A 21590-nucleotide genomic window follows, 5' to 3' on the forward strand; every position below is an offset into this window, starting at 1 on the left:
ATGCTGAAGTTTGGAATTAAACATGGCACCTTACTGTCGGTCATCGTCTTGATATTTTGCGTATTGGGCACGGCTGCCGCACTGCGTATCCCAATCCAAATGATCCCCGACTTAGATGTGCGCACCATCAGCGTGGCCACAGGTTGGCCGGGGGCAACACCGCAAGACGTCGAAAAAGAAATTCTACTTGAGCAGGAACGCTACCTGCGCACCCTGCCCAACTTACAACGCATGACATCTTGGGCTGATACGGGTTCGGCATGGATAGAACTCGAATTCCCCCAAAGCACTGAGATAAGCGACGCGCTTATTCGTGTTAGCAATGCGCTCAGCCAAGTATCGTCCTACCCTGAAAACGTCGATCAACCAAGGCTTTACAGCAGTTCATATTCAGACAACGCTTTCATGTATTTCCGCCTCGTGCCTGTCGCGGGGAACCCGCTGAATCTAGACATAGACATGATGCGCGATTTCGCTAACGACTTTATTCGCCCACAAATGGAGCGCGTCAAAGGCGTTTCCTCCGTCACTATTCAAGGCGGCGCTGAACGGCAAATTCAAATACGGCTCGATCCCGCCAAACTCGCCCAACGTGGCATCAGCATTATGGACGTGCGCCAAGCCATTCGAGATCGCAACAAGGACACTTCTGCGGGCGATATCGACAGTGGTAAAAAACGTTATTTACTGCGGGTAATTGGCCGTTTTGAGGATTTAAATCAACTTAAGCAACTGATTTTAAAACGCCAAGGTAATACGAATATTCTGCTGCAAGACGTTGCCGAGATAAAACTCGACCACGCCGAGATCCGAGAACTATCCTTTGCCGAACAAGAACGCACCCTCAGCTTAGCGGTCAAACGGGATGTCGGTTCTAACGTTATCGCCATCAAAGATGCCATGATGCCCGTGATAGCGCAGATCAATCAAAATCAACTCGCCCAGCACGCCATGCAGTTAGAGTTATTCAGTGATGATGTGCGCTATGTGCAAGATTCAGTTGCAAATGTGTGGGTCAATTTAGGTCTAGGTGCCTTACTGGCAACCTTAGTGATGTATCTCTTCTTGCGCTCGAATCGAGCCACCCTGATTGGTGTTATCGGTATTCCGCTGTGTACCTTAGCCGCCTTCGTCGGGCTGCTGGTGTTTGATCGCACCATTAATGTCATTTCGCTGGCGGGTGTTGCCTTTGCCATCGGCATGACGGTCGATAACAGCATTGTGGTGCTCGAAAGTATTGAACAAGCGCGCAGACGCGGATTAGAGCGTCTCGAAGCAGCCATAAGTGGTATCTACGATGTCTGGCCCGCAGTATTAGCCTCGACGCTCACCACAGTGCTAGTGTTTGTACCCATTCTATTTATCAAACAAGAAGCGGGGCAACTGTACTCGGATATCGCGATTGCCATCGCTTCATCCATTATCGCTTCTATGCTGGTCGCGGTGTTCATCGTACCCGCCGCAATTGCCCGTTTTGGTTTCGGTAAGATGCACTCGGCGCAGACAAACCAAAGTGAGCCCCCCAAAGCATCACGCATATTGAGCTTAGTCAGCCAACTTGTACTGTCGGCAAGACGCCGCACCTTTGTGATTGTGCTGTCACTCGTCTCGACGATCGGGCTTGCGGCTTGGCTGATGCCTCCGGCCGAATATTTACCCGAAGGTGAAGAACCAAAAGCCTTTACTTCTATGGTCGCACCGCCGGGTTACAACCTATCGGAAATGGCTAAAATTGCAGAAGAATTAACGACTCAGCTATCCGCGAGAGTCAATGCCGAGGCGGCATCCTTTGAACGTGGTGAGCAAAAAATTCCGCCGCTAAAATACTATACCCTCAGCGTAGGTGTCGGCAGTATTTGGGTGATGAGCGAACCCGTTCGCAGCCAAGATATGGATGCCATGATGAGCTCACTCACCGCCTTGTTTGAGCAATATCCGGGCATGCGCGCCTATTCATCGCGGGGTTCCATTATTTCCAGCAACGATGGTGGCACCCGCGCTGTCGCCTTGGATATTTCTGGCCCAAATCAAGCCAGTCTCTATCGCGCTGCCGAAGCGGCGTATCAAGCGGCGGAAAAAGTATTTGCCGAACCACAGCTGTATTCAGACCCATCGACCTTGTCGCTAGATCAACCGCTGTGGCAGATTTCCCCTCGCTGGCAACGTCTTGTAGAACAAGATTTTAGCGGTAGCGAGTTTGGCTATGCAGTTTCGGCACTGAGCGATGGCGCCTATGTCGACGAGTTTTTCCTCAGTGATAACAAGGTGGATATCTTTCTATTTAGTCTGGCAGGCAATCAACAGAGTCTGTCGCAATTGGCACTCGCGCCGATAGTCACGCCTAAGGGTAATGTACTGCCACTGCAAGCCTTGGCCGACATTAGTGAGCAAATGGATAGCGACAGTTTACGCCGCGTCGATGGCCGCAGAACCGTGACTCTTTACATTATTCCGCCGCGTTCCATTGCGTTAGAAACCGCTGTGGCTAAGGTGCGGGAAGAATTAGTCCCCATCCTCTATCAACAGGGTGCTGTCGGCAAAGATGTCAGTTTGGATATTTCGGGCGCAGCCGATCAGCTCGAAGCGACGAAAGCGGCACTCTCCAGCAATTTTCTGGTCGCCGTGTTGATCATCTACTTGTTATTAGTCGCGATTTTTAATCACTGGGGTTATCCGTTATTTGTGCTGATCACTATCCCGCTAGGACTTGCTGGCGGTTTAGTCGGCTTACAAGCGCTTAATTATACTGGCAGCTTATTTGCGTATTTTGGCGGCCAAGGTTGGCACCAACCCTTTGATATGATTACTATGCTTGGGTTTTTAATCCTACTCGGCACTGTCGTTAACAACCCGATTTTGATCGTGGAACAGAGCCGTAAAAACCTGCAATCGGGTCAGTTTGGTGTCGTTGAAGCCGTCAAATCTGCCGTCGCCAGTCGATTACGACCGATTCTAATGTCTACCGCGACGACCTTGTTTGGCTTATTGCCGCTGGTGTTATTCCCCGGTGCTGGAAGCGAACTCTACCGCGGCGTTGGCATAGTGGTATTGGCAGGTCTTATCGTGGCAACGCTACTTAGCTTAACCTTTTTACCCGCCCTGTTAATCTCTGTGCTATCCCGCACCCACAAGACAAATTCAGCAGAAGTGGCACACCATCATGACTGAAAAAACCAACATGACTCCGCCGTTAACACAAAGACTGATGCGCTGGAAAACGTCAGCCATCTGGAACGATAGCCTGCACATAGGCAATCGCTGCCTCGCAGCGACCTTTGGCGGCTATTTGTTAAGTGCAGTAGCGACTATTTTGCTCGCACAAATCCTGCCGTTATCTCAGGTTGATCGGGTGTTAACCGCCATGATGCTGTCATTTACTGTGTACACCTGCGCCGTGATTTGGGTGTTCAGCGTTAAATCAACATGGCGATACTGGCTGGATTTATTCGCGCTCAGCGGTCTGCTGTATTTAGCTTACCTCGCCGCTAAAGCGTTTGATGTTACAAGTGTTCAAGGGAGTGGATTATGAAAGACTCCTTTTTTCGTTCAATGACTTGGCTACACACTTGGGTTGGATTGCTCACCTGCTGGGTGTTGTTTCTGGTTTTTTTCGCCGGAACAGCGGCCTATTACCGTGCTGAAATCAACCTGTGGATGCAACCCGAAAACCACGGCAGCCAATATGATGCCAATGCGGATAATCAACAATTGATACTTAAGGGCCTCACGTCCTTGGCACAACAAGCGCCTGACGCTGAGTCATGGTGGATTTACTTACCCACACAACGGATGCCATTACTGACCTATGCATGGAGCGATCCCGCCGCTGAAGGCCAGCGATTTGGTGATTATCATCAAGGCTTTATTAACCCTGCGACAGGTGAAGCCTTACCTAAAGCACGGGAAAGCCGAGGGGGCGACTTTCTCTATCGACTGCATTTCGACTTGTACTACATGAGTGTGCTCACGGCGCGTTGGATTGTCGGCTTTTGCACTATGTTCATGTTGGTCGCCATCATCAGCGGGATAGTGATCCACAAACGTATTTTTAAGGATTTTTTTAGTTTTCGCCCCGGAAAAGGCCCGCGCTCTTGGTTAGATGCCCATGTCGCCAGCTCAGTTCTCGCATTGCCCTTTCATCTTATGATCACTTATACCGGCCTAGTGACCCTGATGTTTATGTATATGCCATGGGGACTTAACACGCAATATGGTGATGAAACTCAAGCCTTTTATTCGCAATGGAAACCCATTTACCAAACTCCCGCCGCCACTGGCACACCAGCCACTATGCTCGATAGTCAGAGTTTACTCAGTGCGATTCACAGTGTCGTGGGTGAGTCGCCACTTGAAGGCTTGCAGTTTGATAATCTCAACGACAGCAATGCCAGCGTAACAGTCAAAATCGCCCCTGAGCACAGCTTAAATCAGCAAGCGCCTTGGTATCACTTGTCTACTGTGACAGGTGCTGTGTTGGCGCAGTCGGCTGTGACTTCGGGAGCGAATCAAACCCAAAGTGCCATGATAGCCTTGCACAGTGGTCGCTTTGCTGGCCAAGGCCTACGTTTACTGTATTTACTGGCGGGATTAACGGGCTGCGTGATGATCGCCAGCGGCGCGATTATGTGGGCCGATAAACTGGCACAAAAGCAGCTTAAAAAAGATAAGAATCATAGCGGGCTTACGCTAGTGAACATGTTAAATCTCGCCACCTTTGCTGGCCTGCCCATTGCGCTAGCCTGTTATTTTTATGCCAATCGACTCTTACCTGTCACCTTTGCAGATAGAGAGAACTGGGAAATCCATTGTTTCTTTATCAGTTGGGCGTTAGTCGCACTGCTCGCTTGCTTCAAACGAGATAAACAAACATGGCAACGACTTTTTTTACTCACAGCCTTGCTTTATGGCCTGCTACCCCTGCTCAATGCCATGACTTCGCAGTATCAGCTGATAAGCAATCTACAGCGCCAAGCCTATGTTCTCGCAGGATTTGATCTCATGATGCTCGCACTTGCAGCGCTATTTTACATGGCAGCCAAACGCTTGCGTAGCCCTAAAAAAGTGCTGGCTACACGGGTAACCAAAGCGACGGCAGAATTAGGAGTTGAATCATGATAGCCACAGTCGAATTGTTAACCTGTTTTATCGCCATGGGGCTGTTGGCCTTATCTTATTTTAGCCACCACCGAGCCGTGCGTAACCGCCCGTTAACCGATGCACAGGCACGCGGATTTCGCACCGCTGGTACTGCAACGCTCGTCCTGTGCTATTGGCTTGCCAGTCGTCATTACGGCCCAGCGTACGCCAGCGTATTACTGCTCGGCTGGGTGTGTTTGAGTTCGATAATCCTAGTAATTTTACTCAGCTACAAGCCGCGTTGGCTACAGCCCATATTACCCGCCAGCACCGTAGTGTGTTTGCTCGGTTTGCTGTATTAAATACCGAATGAGATCGATTATGAGCGGGGCTAATTGATAAAAATCATAGAGTAGGGATTGTGAGATGAGTTCTTTTTTAAAGCCATATACACATCGAGTGACGATATAGCTAATTAAGCACCCACATTCCAGTGACTCGCCATTAACTCATCCCTGAGGGCTCGACGGCGGCATCCATGCCGCCAACGGTCACTTACATGCGAGTGCTTAATCTCTGTATATTTTTGAAGCTTACTATTGTTACATTAATACCAAAATTTCATAAATGGATAGCTCTAAAATGACTAAGGAGTATAGATAAGCGCTTCTTTCTATTCATCAAAAGACACTGCTAACTCTACCCAGTTTTTATAATCCGTTTTACTTGCAGAAAGATTTAATAATTGCTCTTGACGGTGACAATCTATTTTATCAAAGTAAGATATACTTTTTCCATGTTTTTCATCTAAATGCTTTATATACATACTCTTATCTCTAGGTATCCAATTCGAGCACATTTTATTCATTTCAGCCAGCAATCCATTTAATCCTAAATTAAAAGAAAGGCCACATGGTGATGTAACCACTTTAGGTAAAAATCCTTCATCACTATGAAAAGAAATTGGTAGAACATCTATAAAATAACCAACATTTGATATTGAAATAGAAAAATCATGGTTTTTATCATTTGCTTCAACCCATTCACTATAAAGAGAAAAATACTTATCCCTCAAGACAAATAACGTCAGCAATAAATAAGGATTAAATGTCTTTGGTGTATTGCTTAAAACAGCTAAAAACCTATCTGTTAACTGCTCAGTTTCCCTTAGCGATAATCTAAATCTATCGGCAACAATAGAAACAACTCTTGTGAAGTCATCGATCTCATCTAATCTAGGAATATATTCTTTCCACTTAGGATTATAAGTCACTTTGCTTTCTGCGATTCGGCTTACAAACTCATAGCGGGAAAGCTCAGTTAACGAATAACGGCGCCTAAAGAATCGCCCTAAATAGGTTTGTGCATCAAAGCCTTCCCCATAGACTGCTTTAACTGCATGCTGTAATTGCTCAGTATCAGTCGCAACAACAAATGCAATATTATCTAGCTCAAAGAAATGCTTCACTACTTCTAACATCTCTACTGCGTAACTTGGACGACAGCGGTCTAATTCATCGATAAATATAAAAGCCGGTGCTTTTAAAGTATCATTTTTATGTGCAATTACCGCAGTAATTAATTCTTTAATTTCGGATCGTAAATATTCAACCGACTTCAGTTTATCGTTGTGATCTTTCACTAAGCATTGTGCAATAGCTGCAGCAGACTCACTAAAAATATCTGATGAACCTTTGTCATCATTTTTAAGCTCATGTGTAATTTTGTCTTCGATTGAAATGTCATCTAAATTCAATCCAGTTGCCTTTTTAACCAATCCTTTGAGTAAAGCAGGTGCTGCAGCTTTGATAAAACGAGCCGTTTTTTCATTGATATTAGATACTATTTTATTTCCATGAGGTAATTGATCACTTAAAGCGTTTATCAAAGATGAAATCACCGTAAGCATTGGGTCGTCTGAATAGTCCTGCTTCCAAGCATCAATATAAACGACAGGGTGACTCTCTTTAATGCTCTCTATCCAGCGGTTAATGAAATAGGTTTTACCCGATCCCCACTTAGCGTTTAGGTTTAATACATAACCGCCATCGATGGCATTACTTGCCAAATAGTTGTGCAAAAATGAAGCGTATCTTGCTCTATTTAATGTGTCTTTTGGAAATAATTCCGTTCCATCAGTGCATAACATAGGCTTCTGCCAGTTAAACTCTACAATATCATCAGACATAAAATCCCTTTTTATTAATCAGTTACTCATACTTCAGAATAAAGTCGTTATTTTTTAACTATCAACTAAATGAGCGATACAGACAAACACAGAAGTCCGCAGAGTTAAGCACTCTCGCGGCAGTGACCGTTGGCGGCATGGATGCCGCCGTCGAGCCCTCAGGGACGAGTTTATGGCGAGTCACTGGAGTGATAGTGCTTAATAGCAACCACTTTATAAAACTTCCCACGACATCCTTTACGCTACTCCATCACACTGTGATTTACCCGCTTGATAGCAACTGGGTTGGCGTGGGCATACGGCGCCGCGAGAGCAAATAAGGCGGGCGTCGTTTTTGATCCCGCGTTCTATCCAGTTGATATTGAGGATTTTTGCGACGCTCACCAGATCGCTTTTAATGTGTTTGGGAATAGCGACTGAACCGCCACTGGCGACACAGGCATTCTTCAAATCGTGGGCAATGGACAGGGCATCTTTGCCTTGGGCTTCAATGGCCGGATTCAAATCAATACCAGCGCAGAGCACATGCGGGTTACCCGCAGAATCTTCGACTTTAATCGACTCACAGCAGTAAATGCGGGGTTCGTTGCCGACGTTTAAAATCGAAATCTGTGCCGAAGTACCGACCGTCGGCTCACTGATCATTCTAAAGACGGCCCAATGCTGACAAGGGTCTTCCACTAACCGCATATTGCCCCAAGGCAGTGGAATACCGTTACCACGGTAAACGGCTTTGAGTTTGCCTGGTGCGTAAGCGTCGAAATAATGCCAATGAGGATAAGGAGATACCACTGTCATACGCCGCATGGCGACTGAGGCTGACACTTGCAGTTGCTTGTGTACTTCAATCTCATAGCCGTGGCGGTCGAGTAATTGGCGATAAGGCACTTTAGGGCACAGCAGCGCACCGGCGAAGAAGCTCGATTCAAAATCGCGCCACGCATGCAAGATATCCTGCGCGTTCAAGGTATTGGACTGCATACCCGCCTCTTCATCCACTTCTAATTTGCGGCCTGAGATCATCACACTCTTGAGGCCGTCCTTGTTGTGCAACACGCAATGACCTATGTGCACGGCTAAATCATATTTGAGTCTGTTGGGGCGATTTTTGAGGATTTTATTTACATAAATCGTGCTCGGCGGCTCAATAAATGAGGTGACCAACTGACGCGAACTCACGCCCATTTCATCGATAACTTCCTGCGGTGTACTGTCTATCCACTTGATTTTTAATCCCATTCCCTTAGCAATATCCAACATGTCGTCCAGAGATAAGGGCATACGTTTGAGGCCGACTTCTTCAGCGGCACGTTCAAGATCGGGGAAATGATTTTGATGGTGTTCTTGATGGGCGCGGATCAATAAATGGGCAAACTGCCGACCAGAGATCCCTGTCTGCGACAGCATCTCAGGTATCGCTATTTGTAAAATATCATTGGAAAACAAAAAGCTGGGTTCGAGTGCCATACCGCTTATGCCACCACGTCGGCCCTTGTCTGGCGTAATGGCGTTTTCTTCGGGCACATCGTCTAAGAACCATTCGGCGTCTTTTTGAAAAACCGCGGCGATGACTGCCAGCATTCCTGCACTCGGCACACGCTTGCCACGTTCGATCATCGACAAATATGACACAGAGGGCGCACTTCCGGCGTCGACTCGAATGCATCGTGCTGACAAATCTTCCATCGTTAAATTATTACGTTTCCGTAGGTTACGTATTTTTGTGCCTAGGAAATGTGATTTTCTCATCAAGCTCTGGTCATTGCGCATTTTGTAAAATTCACAGTGTAAAATTTTTATTGTGAAATTGTAGTCAAAAAAAGACTAGACTACAAATCAAGCAATCAAGGAAAGGCTAATGCGAACAAGCTAAGCCATTCCAGTACAAGAAATGCTTAACCACTCCCACTAAAAGTGGCTAAGCACTCAAAGCGGACAAACCAAATTGAAGACAAACTTTGATAAGCCAAAAGTTAAATCAAAACCCTGAATTTTTTTAAATTGAAAGAGTGAGAGGAACAAGCGATGAATATGTCAATTATCAAGAGCAACCAGATCCAACCGAATCTAAACAGCCTCATCGCAGAAGAAGTGCTAGCCGTGGCCCAAGTGAATGTCGCCGAGCACGAGAAGATCGCTAATGCGAAACAATTCCTCGACCGCCTCTTTCCACTTAACTCTGGTTCACACCAAGATGTGAGCAGCTATGTGGTTTACTACCAACACCTGTTGGCCTTTTTTGCCGACGGCAGCCACAGTGGTTTACGTCAGCCAAAACAGTTTGTGGCCTTTAACGGCACTAAAGATGCGCCTTGCGCCATAGTGTTACAGGACCTAGGTTGCCACGTTGAACTCAGTTTCGACCGCAGTGGCATGATAGGTGCGAGAGACGTTGCCAATCTGGAAGATATCCAAATCGGAACGTCATTAAACATGGTAGTCGGAACACCAGAGTCACGTTCTGCCGCATCGCGCCATTGGCTCAGCCTATTACATGCGGGAATGTCCAGCGCCAACGACACCCAAGATAAGTTGTTTACCGCAAAGGATGGCAGCGATTACAACTTGAAAAGTATCGTAAATTTATAATTTCACGCTTTGTAACCTCGCCATTTATTATCTAGCCAAGAAGATGAACTGAGCTCAGTTCATCTTCTTCAATTTACCCTCCTGCTTTGCACAATCCTCTGAGAGTCAATAAAACTGATTAACTAGATAAGTTTAATTGATTTTATTGATGCTCATACACACAGCTATAATGCCCTCTTGCATCTGTCTCCATGATCAATCCAATTGATCGCCATTTTGTATCCGTCGCTTAATGTGAAGATCTGTGGTTGGAACGATAAACCGAATCGCTCGAGCCTAAGGCGTTATGAATTCTTCATCGACATCACAGCAAGATAATAAGACTCATCGCATCGTTTTCATCTGTGCGGGTTTGTTATGCCTCGCGCCTTTTATCTCATCGCCCATGGCGCTAGTGCTCGGTTTTACCTTAGCCAGCCTTGGTTGGGTGCCAGTGCAATGGAATATCGCCGCACTCACCAAAAAACTCCTGTCTTATTCGATCATTGGCTTAGGGTTTGGGATTAACTTAAACGCGGCGATCGAGGCGAGCACCCACAACTTCGGCCTGATTGTTGGCTCAATCTTTTTCACCCTCAGCTTAGGGTTTGTGCTCACCCGCGCCCTGAAATTTGATCATGTCACGGGCCACTTAATCGCCTCTGGTACCGCTATTTGCGGTGGCAGCGCCATTGCCGCAGTCGCTCCGGCCATCAATGCGCGTAACGATCAAACCGCCACTGCATTAGCCTGCGTATTTGTGCTCAATTCAGTCGCACTGTTTTTATTCCCCGCACTCGGCCACTTGCTTAATATGAGCCAATACAATTTTGGCGTATGGAGCGCCATCGCTATCCACGATACTTCATCGGTTGTCGGCGCGGCTTCGGCCTACGGCGATGAAGCCTTAAAAACCGCAACCACTATAAAACTCGCCCGTGCCCTGTGGATTATCCCGATCGCATTAGTCAGCGCTATATTGTTTGGTGGCGATAAGCGCAAGCTTAACCTGCCGTATTTTATCGGTTTTTATTGTTTAGCCATTGCCGTAGCCCATTGGTTGCCACAATTCCACGCTGTTTATGACACCTTATTTACGGTGTCGAAACGGGCATTAGTCCTGTGTTTGTTTTTGATTGGTGCAGGAATTACAGTGCAGAAAATGCGGGCGAGTGGCCCCAAACCTTTGTTGCTTGGGGTGATGCTGTGGGCAGCGATTGGTATCACGTCTTTAGTGTATATTCTTTATTTTCAATAGCTAAGATTTAACTCAAAGCCAATCTACTCTGCTGTCGGCTTCATTCGCCAAGCCCAGTAGAGGACGCCAACAAAGGCGGAGAATTCGATAAGTGAGCGCACGAGTCCTGTGGTTTGCGTCGAAGCGACCAAGGCAATCAGGCAAAACACGATAATCAGCCAGTTTTTCAATTGCATCTTCCTGCAAACTTAGGGGATGCTCATTATTGTTTAGAACTAAAAACTCAGCAAATATCGATTTTCAATAACAAATAGCTATAACAGCTAAGCCAATCCTGCGTTGATTAAGCCGCCTTAGGGCTTGATGCCGCTTCATTCGCAGCAAGATCTTGATTATGTTCTTGAATAAAATCTTCCATAAACCAAGCACAAAAAGTATGGCGTCCATCGACTGCCGCTTTACCGTAAATGGTCGATGCCTGTTGTCTGACGGTTTTTTCTTTAGTCTGGCGCACTTCAGCAATTTCTTTAAAACTTAAACCCTTAAGCAGTAAAAATGCCACTTGCTGCTCACTCTTAGTAAAGCCCCAAGTCTCGAATTGCTGCGACACCGCTTGGCTATATTCTTGTCTGGCAGAGCGCATTTGCGTCGACATATTGTCGATTTTTTTATCCGCATGCTCCAACCGTTTAGCCAACGCTTTCACTTCGCGGGAGCGACGAATAAGGTCATAACTTAAGTACATGGCACCAATCACAGTGAGCACTAATAACATGGCTTCCTGGGCAATATGCCATTGGGGAATGCCCAATTGAATGTCGGAAGTGATGTCAAAAAGCTTAAAGCATATGATCAAGGCCAACAGACCAATAATGACAAGATCCTTCATCGAAAAACTCCTAAATAAAAGCAAAATCAACCCATTAATTTATGGGACATATGTACCATAGACAGTTTTATGATACATGTCCCCCACGACTTTCGCCCACCAATCCCTACACTGACAGCACACTTTATTACCATAGAATCGTCCTATGTCTGTCAGTACGTCTTGTATCAAGTTATGTCTGTTGGCGACCTTAGTCAGCAGCAGTTTCCTGTGCCACGCCGCGCATTCCGAGCTATCTCAAGCACTCACCACCAGCCAAGCAAGATTACATTCTCTATCTCAATCGGGCGGCCAGTTACCGCAATCACAAATAAGCTTAAGCAGCTCATCTTGGCTCAATGGCCTGCCGAGCATTAGCTTGAGTCACTTAGGTAGCCTAGATAATGGTAACAGCTACGAGCAGGAACTCTCACTCAATTTGCCAATAAAATCCCCTGCTATGCACAGCAGCGATAAGCAAATTAAGCAACTCACCCAAGGCATTCAGGTGCAACAAGCTGTGCTGCAAGGCCTGTATTTATCAGGATTATTGCGACAAAGCCTGTGGGAACATCGTCTTGCCGCAGTGAAACTGGCCCAGTTAGATCGCAAGACCCAATTACTCGACAAACTCCATAATCAGCAAAAGCAACTCACAGATGTGGGCGAACTGCCTATTGCCCACATTATCTTGTTAGAGCGCGAACTGGTGGATATTGCACTGGAGCGGGTCGACCTTAACCAGCAACAGGCTGAGGCGCTTACCCTCTATCAACAACTCACCGGACAAGAGCAAATACCGCAGAACATAGCCGAAACCGCGCGGCCACTTTCTGCCAACAACCAATCCAATGACATGCTCGCGCAACATCCATTATGGCAATTATTGAGCCTACAGAAACAGCAACAGCTGTTGATCATCCAGAGTCAGCAAGCGGGGAATAACGATCCTTGGGCTGTCTCACTCACGGCCAAAAATACCGCCGATAATCAAGTCGATGATCAACAGCTTGGCATCGCCGTTTCTGTACCACTGACCTTAGGTTCTGCCCTATCACAAACCGAATTATCCCAATGGCAACAAGCCAATACCGAGCACACGCTCAACCTCGACCGTACCTATATCGAGCTAAAAACTCAGCTTAAAAAGCTAGAGCAACAGCAACAAAACTTACTCGACCAACAGACATTGCTAACCCAAGCCTTACACCTTAGCCGCACCATCACTGAAGAGCTGGCCAAGGTCAAAGACCAAAATCAAGTTAGCTACGAAGTCTGGCTGCGCCGCTATATGGATGCCCTCGATACCGAATCCCGCTTAGCACTGAACCAAGTCGCGCAGCAACAACTGCACTCCCAACAACTGCAAGCCTTAGGAATTTCATTATGATGGCCAAGTACGGCGCATGCCTTTTCTGTTTATCCGCCAGTGTTGCCACTTTAGTGCAGGCTGAATCCTTAACGATAAGCTCCCTCGGTAATTTAGACCTGAGCTACGTACAACCACAGAAAGTCGCCAGTTATGAGGGCAGCCCGTTGCCCGCGCAGGTTGAAATCCTCCCCGGTAACGATTATTGGATCAGCACGCCGGAGAATATCCAGCAGATCAGCTTTCTCGTCGGCCAAGGGCAGCTCGTCACTAAAGGCCAAGCGATTGTCAAACTGACTGGGCCAGAAGTGTTCCACTACCTCGCCCAAGTCGAAGCCGCCAGCAGCTTGTATCAACTAGCCAAAAGCCGTTATGAGCGCAATAAACCCTTATTAAACAATGGCAGTATCAGCGCAGAAAAATGGCAAGAGATCAGCCAAGACTACTTCAGCACTCACCTCGAATATGAGCACATGCAGCATTTTATGGAGATAGTCAAAAGCACAGATGCCACCACAGACTCCCTTGTGGTAGGCACGCCAGTGGCGGGGATCGTTAAACTCAACCAAGTGAATGGACCTTATATGGCGGGTTCGCAGCTATTCTCACTGGTGCCCAGCAACAGCATTCGCGTCAAGGTCAGTGTGCCAATGAGTCAGTCGCACTCGCTCTCGGCGGTGAATATCAATCAGTGCCATATCGCCATTGAGTCCGTGTCGGCCATCGCCGAAGGTGCCTTTGTGACCGCTTGGTCATCACCCGTACCGCAGGAGTGTAACTTACTGTTAGGACAACAGATCACTGTGATACCCGAGTATCAAAAGGCGGTGTATTTATTGCCTAAAAATAGCGTATTCAGTTGGGAGCAAGACAGCCAAGTCTTCACTAAAACCGCAGACACGCTCACCTCGATTACGATCGATATTCTCGGTTCAACCCCAGAGCAATATATCGTTGAAAGCGATCAAGATCTCAGCCAAATCCAAGTGTTATCCCAGTCAGTTGCTGCAGTCAAAGGCATAATGCTTGGCCTAGGAGGCGAATAAGATGTTGACCTCAGTCATCCGCTTTTCGCTTACGCAGCGCTTATTTGTGCTGATTGTGGCGCTGATCATCATGTTAGCGGGAGCGCGAGCCTGGTTTTCCATTCCCTTGGATGCCTTTCCCGATATTTCGCCCACCCAAGTGAAGATCATCCTCAAGGCGGCCGGCATGACGCCGGAGGAAATCGAAGCGCAAATTACCGTGCCGATTGAAACCGAATTGTTAGGTATTCCCCATCAATCGATTCTGCGCTCGACCACTAAATACGCCATCAGCGATATCACCCTCGATTTTGACGAAGGTACAGATATCTATTGGGCGCGCCAGCAGGTGAGCGAACGCATCGCCGCCGTGTGGGACAGTTTCCCTGAAGGTGTGACGGGCGGCGTAGCGCCAATGAGTACGCCGCTCAGCGAAATCTTTATGTTTTCACTCGAAAATCCCAATCTTTCGCTGATGGAAAGACGGCAGTTGCTCGAATGGGAAATCCGTCCGCTACTACGCACCGTTGCAGGTGTCGCCGATGTGAATATCCTCGGTGGCTATGCCAAAAGCTTTAGTGTGACCCCCAAACCTGCGGCTATGGCGGCCGCGGGCGTAAGTTTTGCGGCGCTGCAACAGGCGATAGTGGAGAATAATCACAACGAAGGTGCGGGCAAGCTCACCATTGGTACAGATACCATCATAGTGCGCGCCGAAGGTCGCATCGATGACATCGACGAACTCAAACAATTGGTGATCAAGGCCGATGATGCCAGAGTGTATCGACTGCAGGATTTGGCCGATATTCAAATTGGCCACTTAGCCCGCTATGGCGCAGTCACTAAAGATGGCAACGAAACAGCCGAAGCCTTAATCATCGCCCTAAAAGATGCCAATACCGCACAAGTAGTCAAAAACATTAAAGAAAAACTCGATCAAATCAGCCTAACCTTGCCAGAAGGGAGCCAGATCAACACCTTTTACGACCGCGCGAATCTGATCAATACCGCGATTGAGACCATCTCCAATGCCTTGTTCGAAGCCGTAGTGTTGGTGATCATCTTGCTGGCGCTATTTTTAGGCAACGTGCGCGCCGCATTGGTCGTGTCACTCTCGCTGCCTCTTGCCGCGTTGATGACGTTTTTGATGATGGATTACTTCAATCTTTCTGCGAACTTAATGAGCCTAGGCGGACTAGTTATCGCCATCGGCATGTTAGTGGATTCATCTGTGGTCGTAGTCGAAAACATGGTGAATCTCATCGCTACTAAGCAGAGATTGCCGCGGCTGCATTTGATTTTTCGCGCGACTAAAGACGTTGCCATTCCCGTGGTGTCGGGCACAGTGATCGTCATGATAGTGTTCTCACCCTTGCTGACCTTGAGCGGGCTTGAAGGCAAGCTCTTCACCCCAGTTGCGGTCACTATCGTGTTTGCCATGCTGTCAGCGCTAGTGTTGTCGTTAACTGTCATTCCGGTTATCGCCTCTTACCTCGTCAACGAAAAAGCCGCCAAGGAACCTAAGGCGATTGAAAAGCTTAAACAGCTTTATCTGGCCAGCCTCAAGAGCACGTTTAGCCATCAAAAACGCTTTATAGTGATCGCCTTTAGCTTGCTTATCGTCAGCTTAGGCTTGTTCGGGTTAGTGGGAAAAACCTTTATGCCGACCTTAGATGAAGGCGACATTATTCTGCAGCTGGAGAAGTCTCCATCGATTTCACTCGAGGCTTCGATTGCCATCGACAAGCAAATTCAGCAAACCTTGCTGGCTAAAGTTCCTGAAATCAAACAGATGGTGGCGCGTACTGGCGCGGATGAAATCGGCTTAGATCCCATGGGACTCAATGAAACCGATGTATTCTTAGAACTTTTGCCCCGCAGCGAATGGCGCTTTGCCAATAAAGAAGCGCTTATCGATGCGATCCGCACTGTGTTATTGGACTATCCCGGCGTTAATTTTAACTTCACTCAACCGATACAAATGCGCGTATCAGAAATGCTCACCGGCAGCATTGGCGACGTAGCGATCAAGGTCTTTGGTAACGATATCGACACCTTAGGTCAGCTCACGAGCCAAATCCAACAGCTGGTTAATGCCACCAGCGGCAGCGTCGATGTGAAAATGGCGATGATCGAAGGCAGTCCTTTTATCAACCTCACCTTAGATAACGAGCTCGCCCGAGGCTTTGGCATGAGCACCATGGAGTTTGCTCGCTACCTGAAAAGCCAGCTCGAAGGCGTGATCGTGACCGAAGTGCTGCAAGGTAAGAAGCGCACACCCGTGCTGATTGCTAACAATCAGAGCCACTTAAGCAGCATTAATGAGCTTAAAAATCAGTTACTGGTGATGCCAGATCACTCCTTAAAACGCCTAAGTGATGTCGCCACCTTAAGCTATAAGCAAGGCCCCATCCTTATCGAGCGTGAGCAAGGGAATCGCTTTTCAGTGATAACCACCAACGTGCAGGGTCGCGATATCGTGAGTTTTGTAGAAGAGCTCAACGCTAAAATTGCGCAGGAAATCAAACTTCCGAGCGGTTATAGCGTGAGTTTTGGTGGCGAGTTTGAAAACCAACAGCGAGCCACCAGCAATTTACTACTAGTGATACCCATTGCTATCGCACTGATCACTTTGATTTTATTCACGACATTTGGCTCGCTTGCCAAAGCGGGCTTAATCCTCGCTAACGTTCCCTTCGCTATGATGGGCGGCATAGTTAGCCTGTATTTGTCAGGAGAATATTTATCAGTGCCCGCCTCGGTTGGCTTTATCGCCCTACTCGGCGTCGCTGTGCTCAATGGCGTGGTGATGGTCAGCTATTACGAACAAACCAAGCACATGTTCAGCAACCTGCGCGAACGGGTAGAACAAGGTGCGGCGCGGCGTTTACGCCCTATTTTGATGACGGCGACTACGGCGATGTTTGGTCTTATGCCACTGGTGTTTGCCTCGGGCCCTGGGGCTGAAATTCAAAAACCTTTAGCGATTGTGGTGATTGGCGGTCTGCTCACTTCAACCATTACCACACTGTATTTACTGCCAATTCTGTATTTTTGGCTGGAGAAACGTAAATGAGCACAGAACAACTGTTAGTACTGATCGCCCAAAATGATATTAAGGACGACATAGTCGATACCTTGATAGAGTTGGAGTTTCTGTCGGGTTTTAGCCTAGGGAATATTTGTGGTTTTAGCCGTGAACACAGCCATTTTAATATCAAGGAACAAGTGGAAGGTTATCGGGAGTTTTGTAAATTCGAAATCATGCACCCCGCTGCGCAACAAGCGGCGCTGCTCGCGGCGCTGGCGTTGGTCTGCAAACATAATCCCTGTCGCTATTGGATTATGCCCATCTATCAAAATGGTACTCTGTCTTAATCTAGATTGATGTTGATCTCACTGAGCAAGGCATACTCACTTTGTCACTAAAGTCAGTATGCCTTTAAAATAGCTAAAGAATTGGCGTTGGGCGACGCACTAAAAACCCACTCAGGATCGATAAAATGCAGTAAGCGGTAAAGAAATAAAAACCGTTTTCAAATTGCGCCTGAGTTTTTAACATTTCCCCCATGCCGCCAGAAGCATTTCCCGCCATAAACGTAATGATCAGCGCCACCACAAACACATCGACCATCGACCACTTGGCGAGCGCATTAACGAGGGCATTAATCCGCAGTTTCAGCCCAATCGAGCTAACACATTGCTGTGCCAACATTAAGCTCAACTTCAAGGCTGGCACCACCACGCTGAATAACATGACTAATCCCGCGACGAGTCCATTACCAGAGTGATAAAGCTCGGTCACTGTTCCCCAAATACTACGAGTCTTCTGCAACACTTGGACTTCACCTTTAAGGCTATTAAACCCAAGCAAACCACTGACCATGCTTAACATACCGCGGGCACTGCCACGCCCAGAGTCCTCATCAAAGCTTTGGGCAACTTGCTCTATGCCTTGTTCCGCCAGCTTGGCCTTATCGATACTGCCGCTGATACTCAAAATAGGTTGAGTCACCCCAGGGATTAACAAAGCCAAGGATAAGATAATGATAAAAATAGGAAATAGAGATTTCATAGCACTGTTCATAGCATTGCTCGACCAGAGAAATACTTTCAGTTTACGGTTTTTAGCTCAGGCTCTGCAATCATTCACACCAGCCATCGACTCAGATGACCGGCATTTAAGGTAGGATTTGAGGATTAATAGAAAGGAGTCGGATCGATATCTAATGTACTCGGTGACACACCGCGTTCAATATAAAGTTCAGATTTTAATAAATCCACCATAGCGACATCAGTGTAACGTTTTACTTTTAAAGAATAAAAACACTTTACGATTGGATGTAGCGCATCCCTATCTTTCGAGGCCCAAACAATACCAACACGACCATCCGACAATTCAACTAAGGAACCCACAGGGTAAACACCAATACAACGAATAAACTCATAGACCAATTCTTGATCCAAATGGAATGGCGTCAGACTGAGTAAAATTTTAAAGGCCGCGGCAGGGCTCATAGCCTCTTTATAACATCGCGTCGCTGTTAAAGCATCGAAGATATCGACTATACAACTCATACGGCCATGGCGGGGGATTTCATCACCCTTCAAACCCCTTGGATAACCTCTGCCATCTAATTTTTCATGGTGCATTAAGCAGATATCTTTACTGATCTGCGACAGACCAGTAGTTTCGTTCATAATTTCAAGCGCATACACTTGATGCAGCTTCATATGTTCGAACTCTTCCGGCGTCAGTTTGCCCGGCTTGTGCAGCACTTTATTGTCGACTTTAATCTTGCCAATATCATGCAAAATACCCCCGACCGCCATTTCCCGTAGCATGACACGATCTAGCTTTAAGTATTTACCAAAGGTAACCAGTAGAAAGGCGACATTCACTGAATGTTCAAGTAGATAGGCATCTTTTGAACGGAGTGCAGACATACATTTAAGCGCATCAGCATCCAACATCACTGACTCTATCATGGTATCGGCTAACGCTTCGAAGGGGGCAACTTCGATGGCTTTACCTTCGAAGGTCTCAGATAAGACTTTACGAATGAGGTCTTTCGCCTCGGTAAGCATGACTTTAGCTTGAGCTTGTTGCTTATCGCGGCTAATGAGTGCTTTTTTATTGTCGGTTTGATTATCGTTAGTGATTTTTTTCTTTAACCCACAATGTTCAGCCGAACGCTCGGCGTCTACCCAAACAAATTTAATACCGCTTTTGGCCAGTTTTAAAATCGCATCCTTGTGTTTAATTTGTCCTGCATTTGCAATAGCAAGTTGACCTTTATCATTTTTGTCTATGGCACTGACAAACATACCTAATGTCAATTGCGACACAGGTAATTTGATAAGTTCAACTGATTCTGCCGACTCACTCATATCTACAACCCCAAGGATGATGTGCCTGAATAAAATATCAACTTAACCATACGACATTAAAGCGACTTACGCTCAAATGTTCTGTTGTTATTTTTGATTATTATAGAACAGACGTGAGGGGCATTCTAAGACGAGGATTAGAAAATCACCATAGACTTTCTTGGTAAATAAAGGGGCTTAAACAAGATACGATGAAATCAGAGCTTAAGGTGTAGATTAGACCCATTTCAATCTCTCATTATTTCAACAAATGCCTAAGGGCTAGGCATTCAAAACCTGCGCCCCTCACGCGCGAAAAGCTCACAACTACCCCACATAACGCTCAGCCATTTCAGTTGACTCTTCCACCAATAAACCATTACGTAAACTCAGTTGCCGTGACACTGCACTGTGTTCAATGCTTCTGTGAGTACTGAGCAAAATAGCGCAACCTTGGGAGCTTAACCGCTTTAGCAAGTACCACACTTTGCCATAGTAATGCTTATCCATCCCCGCCAATGGATCGTCCAAAAGCAGCACCTTAGGGCGTAGACAGGCGAGTGACGCTAAGGCAATCAAGTGCTGTTGGCCGTAGGATAATTTGTGGGGCGACAGATGGGCTAAGCTAAATAAATCCAACTCGTCCAACATTTGCACCGCTCGCTCTTTGGGGAGTTCAAAGCGCCTAAGGCTAAACTGCATTTCGGCTAGCACGTTAGACTCGAATAATTGTCGACTCGGCCTTTGCATCAACAGTCCCAATTCAGTGCCATAAATCCCCAATTTAGGCCTTCGCCCTAGCACTTTAAGGGGAAGACGCTGCCTTAAACTGTGCACGCCCGCTATGGTTTTCAATAGACTCGTTTTACCAGAGCCGTTGTCGCCCACTAAGGTCACTATCTCCCCCGCCTGTAATTGGAATCCTTGCGGACACGCAAATAACATGGGACAAGCATCGAACCCAAAATCAAAGGCTTCGGCGCTGACCAAGACTTTGCCTAAATGCTCAAATTTAGCTTGATGTCGCCACGCAGGCGCTTCAATTTGTGGCGCATCGCTCACTGTATAGATGCCTTCGGACAACTTGCCAGCCTCTAACTGCCAATAATGCTGAATAATCTCGGCGAATGCCGAGGCGTTATGCTCAACTAATACTAGCGCCATACCATCTTGGATAAGATTACGAAGCACGACCAGCAGCTCACTCACACCGTGATCATCGAGTTGTGCCCAAGGTTCATCGAGCAGCAGTAAATGCGGCTCTGACACTAGTTGGGCGGCGATCATTAAGCGATATTTTTGACCGAGGGAAAGCGTGCTGACTTGGGTATCGAGGCGCAGATACAAGCCCACGCGCCGCAGTGCTAATTGCACTTTAGGTAGCATTTGCTCGGCGGGAATACCGAGGGTTTCTAAGGCGAAAGCCACCTCGGCACCAACGGTTTGCCTTAGTAGCTGAGTTTGTGGGTCTTGCATTACCAGACCCGTAACCAATTGAGGATAACGCCAGATATCACCTTCATGCGGGCGATTTAACACGCCCGCCAGTAGATTTAGCAGACTCGATTTTCCTGATCCCGTAGGACCGCTCACGCAATGGCATTGGCCGGTACCAATCGCCAAGTTAATTTCCTGCAATACCGTCGGTAACTGGCTGCCATAGTTGAAGCTAACGCCTTCGAGATCTAAGAGTTTCATGCTATATCTGCCTATAAAGATCTAACGAACAGCCTATGACAAGGCTTCACCCTAGTCGTCTTTTCATTCCCACGGCGAGTCATACGTTAATAGACATCTAACTTGTCACGTAGAAAATTTAAGATGTGCCAGCTATTGTGGACCGCGATTATTCTGTCTCAACCGAAAAACGTTTAAAAACCAACCTAGATCGACTAATTACGACAAAGGGAAAGTACATTTAACGACTA

General features: G+C 47.0%; 18 protein-coding genes. 10 read left to right on the top strand and 8 right to left on the bottom strand.

Annotation, left to right across the window (positions count from 1 at the left end):
• Genes L5L94_RS08720 through L5L94_RS08735 form a run of 4 tightly spaced genes read left to right on the top strand, consistent with a single transcriptional unit; the run spans position 1 to position 5438 of the window.
• On the top strand, positions 1–3168 hold the full coding sequence (locus tag L5L94_RS08720) for an efflux RND transporter permease subunit (RefSeq protein WP_263162577.1): 3168 nt from the start codon (positions 1–3) through the stop codon (positions 3166–3168).
• Complete coding sequence (locus L5L94_RS08725; RefSeq protein ID WP_173248398.1) at positions 3161–3529, top strand: hypothetical protein; 369 nt, start codon at positions 3161–3163, stop codon at positions 3527–3529. The genes L5L94_RS08720 and L5L94_RS08725 overlap by 8 nt, the downstream gene beginning before the upstream one ends.
• Positions 3526–5115, top strand: a complete 1590-nt coding sequence (locus tag L5L94_RS08730; RefSeq protein ID WP_263162581.1) for a PepSY-associated TM helix domain-containing protein — start codon at positions 3526–3528, stop codon at positions 5113–5115. The genes L5L94_RS08725 and L5L94_RS08730 overlap by 4 nt, the downstream gene beginning before the upstream one ends.
• Positions 5112–5438 (top strand): DUF3325 domain-containing protein, encoded by a 327-nt coding sequence (locus L5L94_RS08735; RefSeq protein ID WP_263162584.1) that lies wholly within the window; start codon positions 5112–5114, stop codon positions 5436–5438. The genes L5L94_RS08730 and L5L94_RS08735 overlap by 4 nt, the downstream gene beginning before the upstream one ends.
• 311 nt (positions 5439–5749) lie before the next feature.
• Here L5L94_RS08735 and L5L94_RS08740 read toward each other — a convergent pair whose 3' ends face one another.
• The 3 genes from L5L94_RS08740 to L5L94_RS08750 form a co-directional block, all read right to left on the bottom strand.
• Complete coding sequence (locus L5L94_RS08740) at positions 5750–7264, bottom strand: KAP family NTPase (protein ID WP_263162586.1); 1515 nt, start codon at positions 7262–7264, stop codon at positions 5750–5752.
• Between the two features lie 61 nt (positions 7265–7325).
• Positions 7326–7493, bottom strand: coding sequence for a hypothetical protein (locus L5L94_RS08745; RefSeq protein WP_263162589.1), 168 nt, complete (start codon positions 7491–7493; stop codon positions 7326–7328).
• An 8-nt stretch (positions 7494–7501) separates the two neighbouring features.
• Positions 7502–9034: a DUF3612 domain-containing protein gene (locus L5L94_RS08750; RefSeq protein ID WP_263162591.1), complete on the bottom strand. Its 1533-nt coding sequence runs from the start codon at positions 9032–9034 to the stop codon at positions 7502–7504.
• Between the two features lie 255 nt (positions 9035–9289).
• On the opposite strand from L5L94_RS08750, the gene L5L94_RS08755 reads away from it, so the two are divergent.
• Both L5L94_RS08755 and L5L94_RS08760 read left to right on the top strand, forming a co-directional pair.
• Entirely contained in the window at positions 9290–9853 is a 564-nt protein-coding gene (locus tag L5L94_RS08755) for a malate synthase (protein ID WP_011845404.1), read from the top strand.
• Positions 9854–10139: 286 nt separating this feature from the next.
• Positions 10140–11090, top strand: coding sequence for a YeiH family protein (locus L5L94_RS08760; protein WP_263162593.1), 951 nt, complete (start codon positions 10140–10142; stop codon positions 11088–11090).
• Between the two features lie 23 nt (positions 11091–11113).
• On the opposite strand, the gene L5L94_RS08765 is transcribed toward L5L94_RS08760, so the two are convergent.
• Positions 11114–11260: a hypothetical protein gene (locus L5L94_RS08765; RefSeq protein ID WP_105253023.1), complete on the bottom strand. Its 147-nt coding sequence runs from the start codon at positions 11258–11260 to the stop codon at positions 11114–11116.
• A 113-nt stretch (positions 11261–11373) separates the two neighbouring features.
• Positions 11374–11919: a helix-turn-helix transcriptional regulator gene (locus tag L5L94_RS08770; RefSeq protein WP_105250726.1), complete on the bottom strand. Its 546-nt coding sequence runs from the start codon at positions 11917–11919 to the stop codon at positions 11374–11376.
• Between the two features lie 145 nt (positions 11920–12064).
• On the opposite strand from L5L94_RS08770, the gene L5L94_RS08775 reads away from it, so the two are divergent.
• Genes L5L94_RS08775 through L5L94_RS08790 form a run of 4 tightly spaced genes read left to right on the top strand, consistent with a single transcriptional unit; the run spans position 12065 to position 17670 of the window.
• The gene (locus L5L94_RS08775) at positions 12065–13288 is read left to right on the top strand and encodes a metal transporter (RefSeq protein ID WP_263162598.1); all 1224 of its coding nucleotides are present in this window, start codon (positions 12065–12067) and stop codon (positions 13286–13288) included.
• On the top strand, positions 13285–14313 hold the full coding sequence (locus tag L5L94_RS08780; RefSeq protein ID WP_263162601.1) for a membrane fusion-like protein: 1029 nt from the start codon (positions 13285–13287) through the stop codon (positions 14311–14313). The genes L5L94_RS08775 and L5L94_RS08780 overlap by 4 nt, the downstream gene beginning before the upstream one ends.
• A gap of 1 nt (position 14314) precedes the next feature.
• A complete protein-coding gene (locus L5L94_RS08785; protein WP_263162604.1) occupies positions 14315–17368 on the top strand; it encodes an efflux RND transporter permease subunit in 3054 nt (1017 codons plus the stop codon).
• The gene (locus tag L5L94_RS08790) at positions 17365–17670 is read left to right on the top strand and encodes a DUF3240 family protein (protein ID WP_006079422.1); all 306 of its coding nucleotides are present in this window, start codon (positions 17365–17367) and stop codon (positions 17668–17670) included. The genes L5L94_RS08785 and L5L94_RS08790 overlap by 4 nt, the downstream gene beginning before the upstream one ends.
• Before the next feature lie 73 nt (positions 17671–17743).
• Here the strand turns inward: L5L94_RS08790 and L5L94_RS08795 are convergent, their stop codons facing one another.
• The 3 genes from L5L94_RS08795 to L5L94_RS08805 all read right to left on the bottom strand — a co-directional run bounded on the left by L5L94_RS08795 (position 17744) and on the right by L5L94_RS08805 (position 21360).
• A complete protein-coding gene (locus tag L5L94_RS08795) occupies positions 17744–18379 on the bottom strand; it encodes a paraquat-inducible protein A (protein ID WP_263162606.1) in 636 nt (211 codons plus the stop codon).
• A 113-nt stretch (positions 18380–18492) separates the two neighbouring features.
• A complete protein-coding gene (locus L5L94_RS08800) occupies positions 18493–19683 on the bottom strand; it encodes an HD-GYP domain-containing protein (protein ID WP_263162609.1) in 1191 nt (396 codons plus the stop codon).
• A gap of 306 nt (positions 19684–19989) precedes the next feature.
• Positions 19990–21360: an ATP-binding cassette domain-containing protein gene (locus L5L94_RS08805; protein WP_263162612.1), complete on the bottom strand. Its 1371-nt coding sequence runs from the start codon at positions 21358–21360 to the stop codon at positions 19990–19992.
• Between the last annotated feature and the right edge of the window lie 230 nt (positions 21361–21590).

Source organism: Shewanella sp. SM21 (assembly GCF_025654335.1).
In the GTDB taxonomy this organism is placed as follows: domain Bacteria; phylum Pseudomonadota; class Gammaproteobacteria; order Enterobacterales; family Shewanellaceae; genus Shewanella; species Shewanella oncorhynchi.

Bases quoted from the DNA above. Each gene is read 5' to 3' on its own strand.
- L5L94_RS08720 (WP_263162577.1), top strand. From the start codon at position 1: ATGCTGAAGTTTGGAATTAAACATGGCACCTTACTGTCGGTCATCGTC.
- L5L94_RS08725 (WP_173248398.1), top strand. From the start codon at position 3,161: ATGACTGAAAAAACCAACATGACTCCGCCGTTAACACAAAGACTGATG.
- L5L94_RS08730 (WP_263162581.1), top strand. From the start codon at position 3,526: ATGAAAGACTCCTTTTTTCGTTCAATGACTTGGCTACACACTTGGGTT.
- L5L94_RS08735 (WP_263162584.1), top strand. From the start codon at position 5,112: ATGATAGCCACAGTCGAATTGTTAACCTGTTTTATCGCCATGGGGCTG.
- L5L94_RS08740 (WP_263162586.1), bottom strand. From the start codon at position 7,264: ATGTCTGATGATATTGTAGAGTTTAACTGGCAGAAGCCTATGTTATGC.
- L5L94_RS08750 (WP_263162591.1), bottom strand. From the start codon at position 9,034: ATGCGCAATGACCAGAGCTTGATGAGAAAATCACATTTCCTAGGCACA.
- L5L94_RS08755 (WP_011845404.1), top strand. From the start codon at position 9,290: ATGAATATGTCAATTATCAAGAGCAACCAGATCCAACCGAATCTAAAC.
- L5L94_RS08760 (WP_263162593.1), top strand. From the start codon at position 10,140: ATGAATTCTTCATCGACATCACAGCAAGATAATAAGACTCATCGCATC.
- L5L94_RS08770 (WP_105250726.1), bottom strand. From the start codon at position 11,919: ATGAAGGATCTTGTCATTATTGGTCTGTTGGCCTTGATCATATGCTTT.
- L5L94_RS08775 (WP_263162598.1), top strand. From the start codon at position 12,065: ATGTCTGTCAGTACGTCTTGTATCAAGTTATGTCTGTTGGCGACCTTA.
- L5L94_RS08780 (WP_263162601.1), top strand. From the start codon at position 13,285: ATGATGGCCAAGTACGGCGCATGCCTTTTCTGTTTATCCGCCAGTGTT.
- L5L94_RS08785 (WP_263162604.1), top strand. From the start codon at position 14,315: ATGTTGACCTCAGTCATCCGCTTTTCGCTTACGCAGCGCTTATTTGTG.
- L5L94_RS08790 (WP_006079422.1), top strand. From the start codon at position 17,365: ATGAGCACAGAACAACTGTTAGTACTGATCGCCCAAAATGATATTAAG.
- L5L94_RS08795 (WP_263162606.1), bottom strand. From the start codon at position 18,379: ATGAACAGTGCTATGAAATCTCTATTTCCTATTTTTATCATTATCTTA.
- L5L94_RS08800 (WP_263162609.1), bottom strand. From the start codon at position 19,683: ATGAGTGAGTCGGCAGAATCAGTTGAACTTATCAAATTACCTGTGTCG.
- L5L94_RS08805 (WP_263162612.1), bottom strand. From the start codon at position 21,360: ATGAAACTCTTAGATCTCGAAGGCGTTAGCTTCAACTATGGCAGCCAG.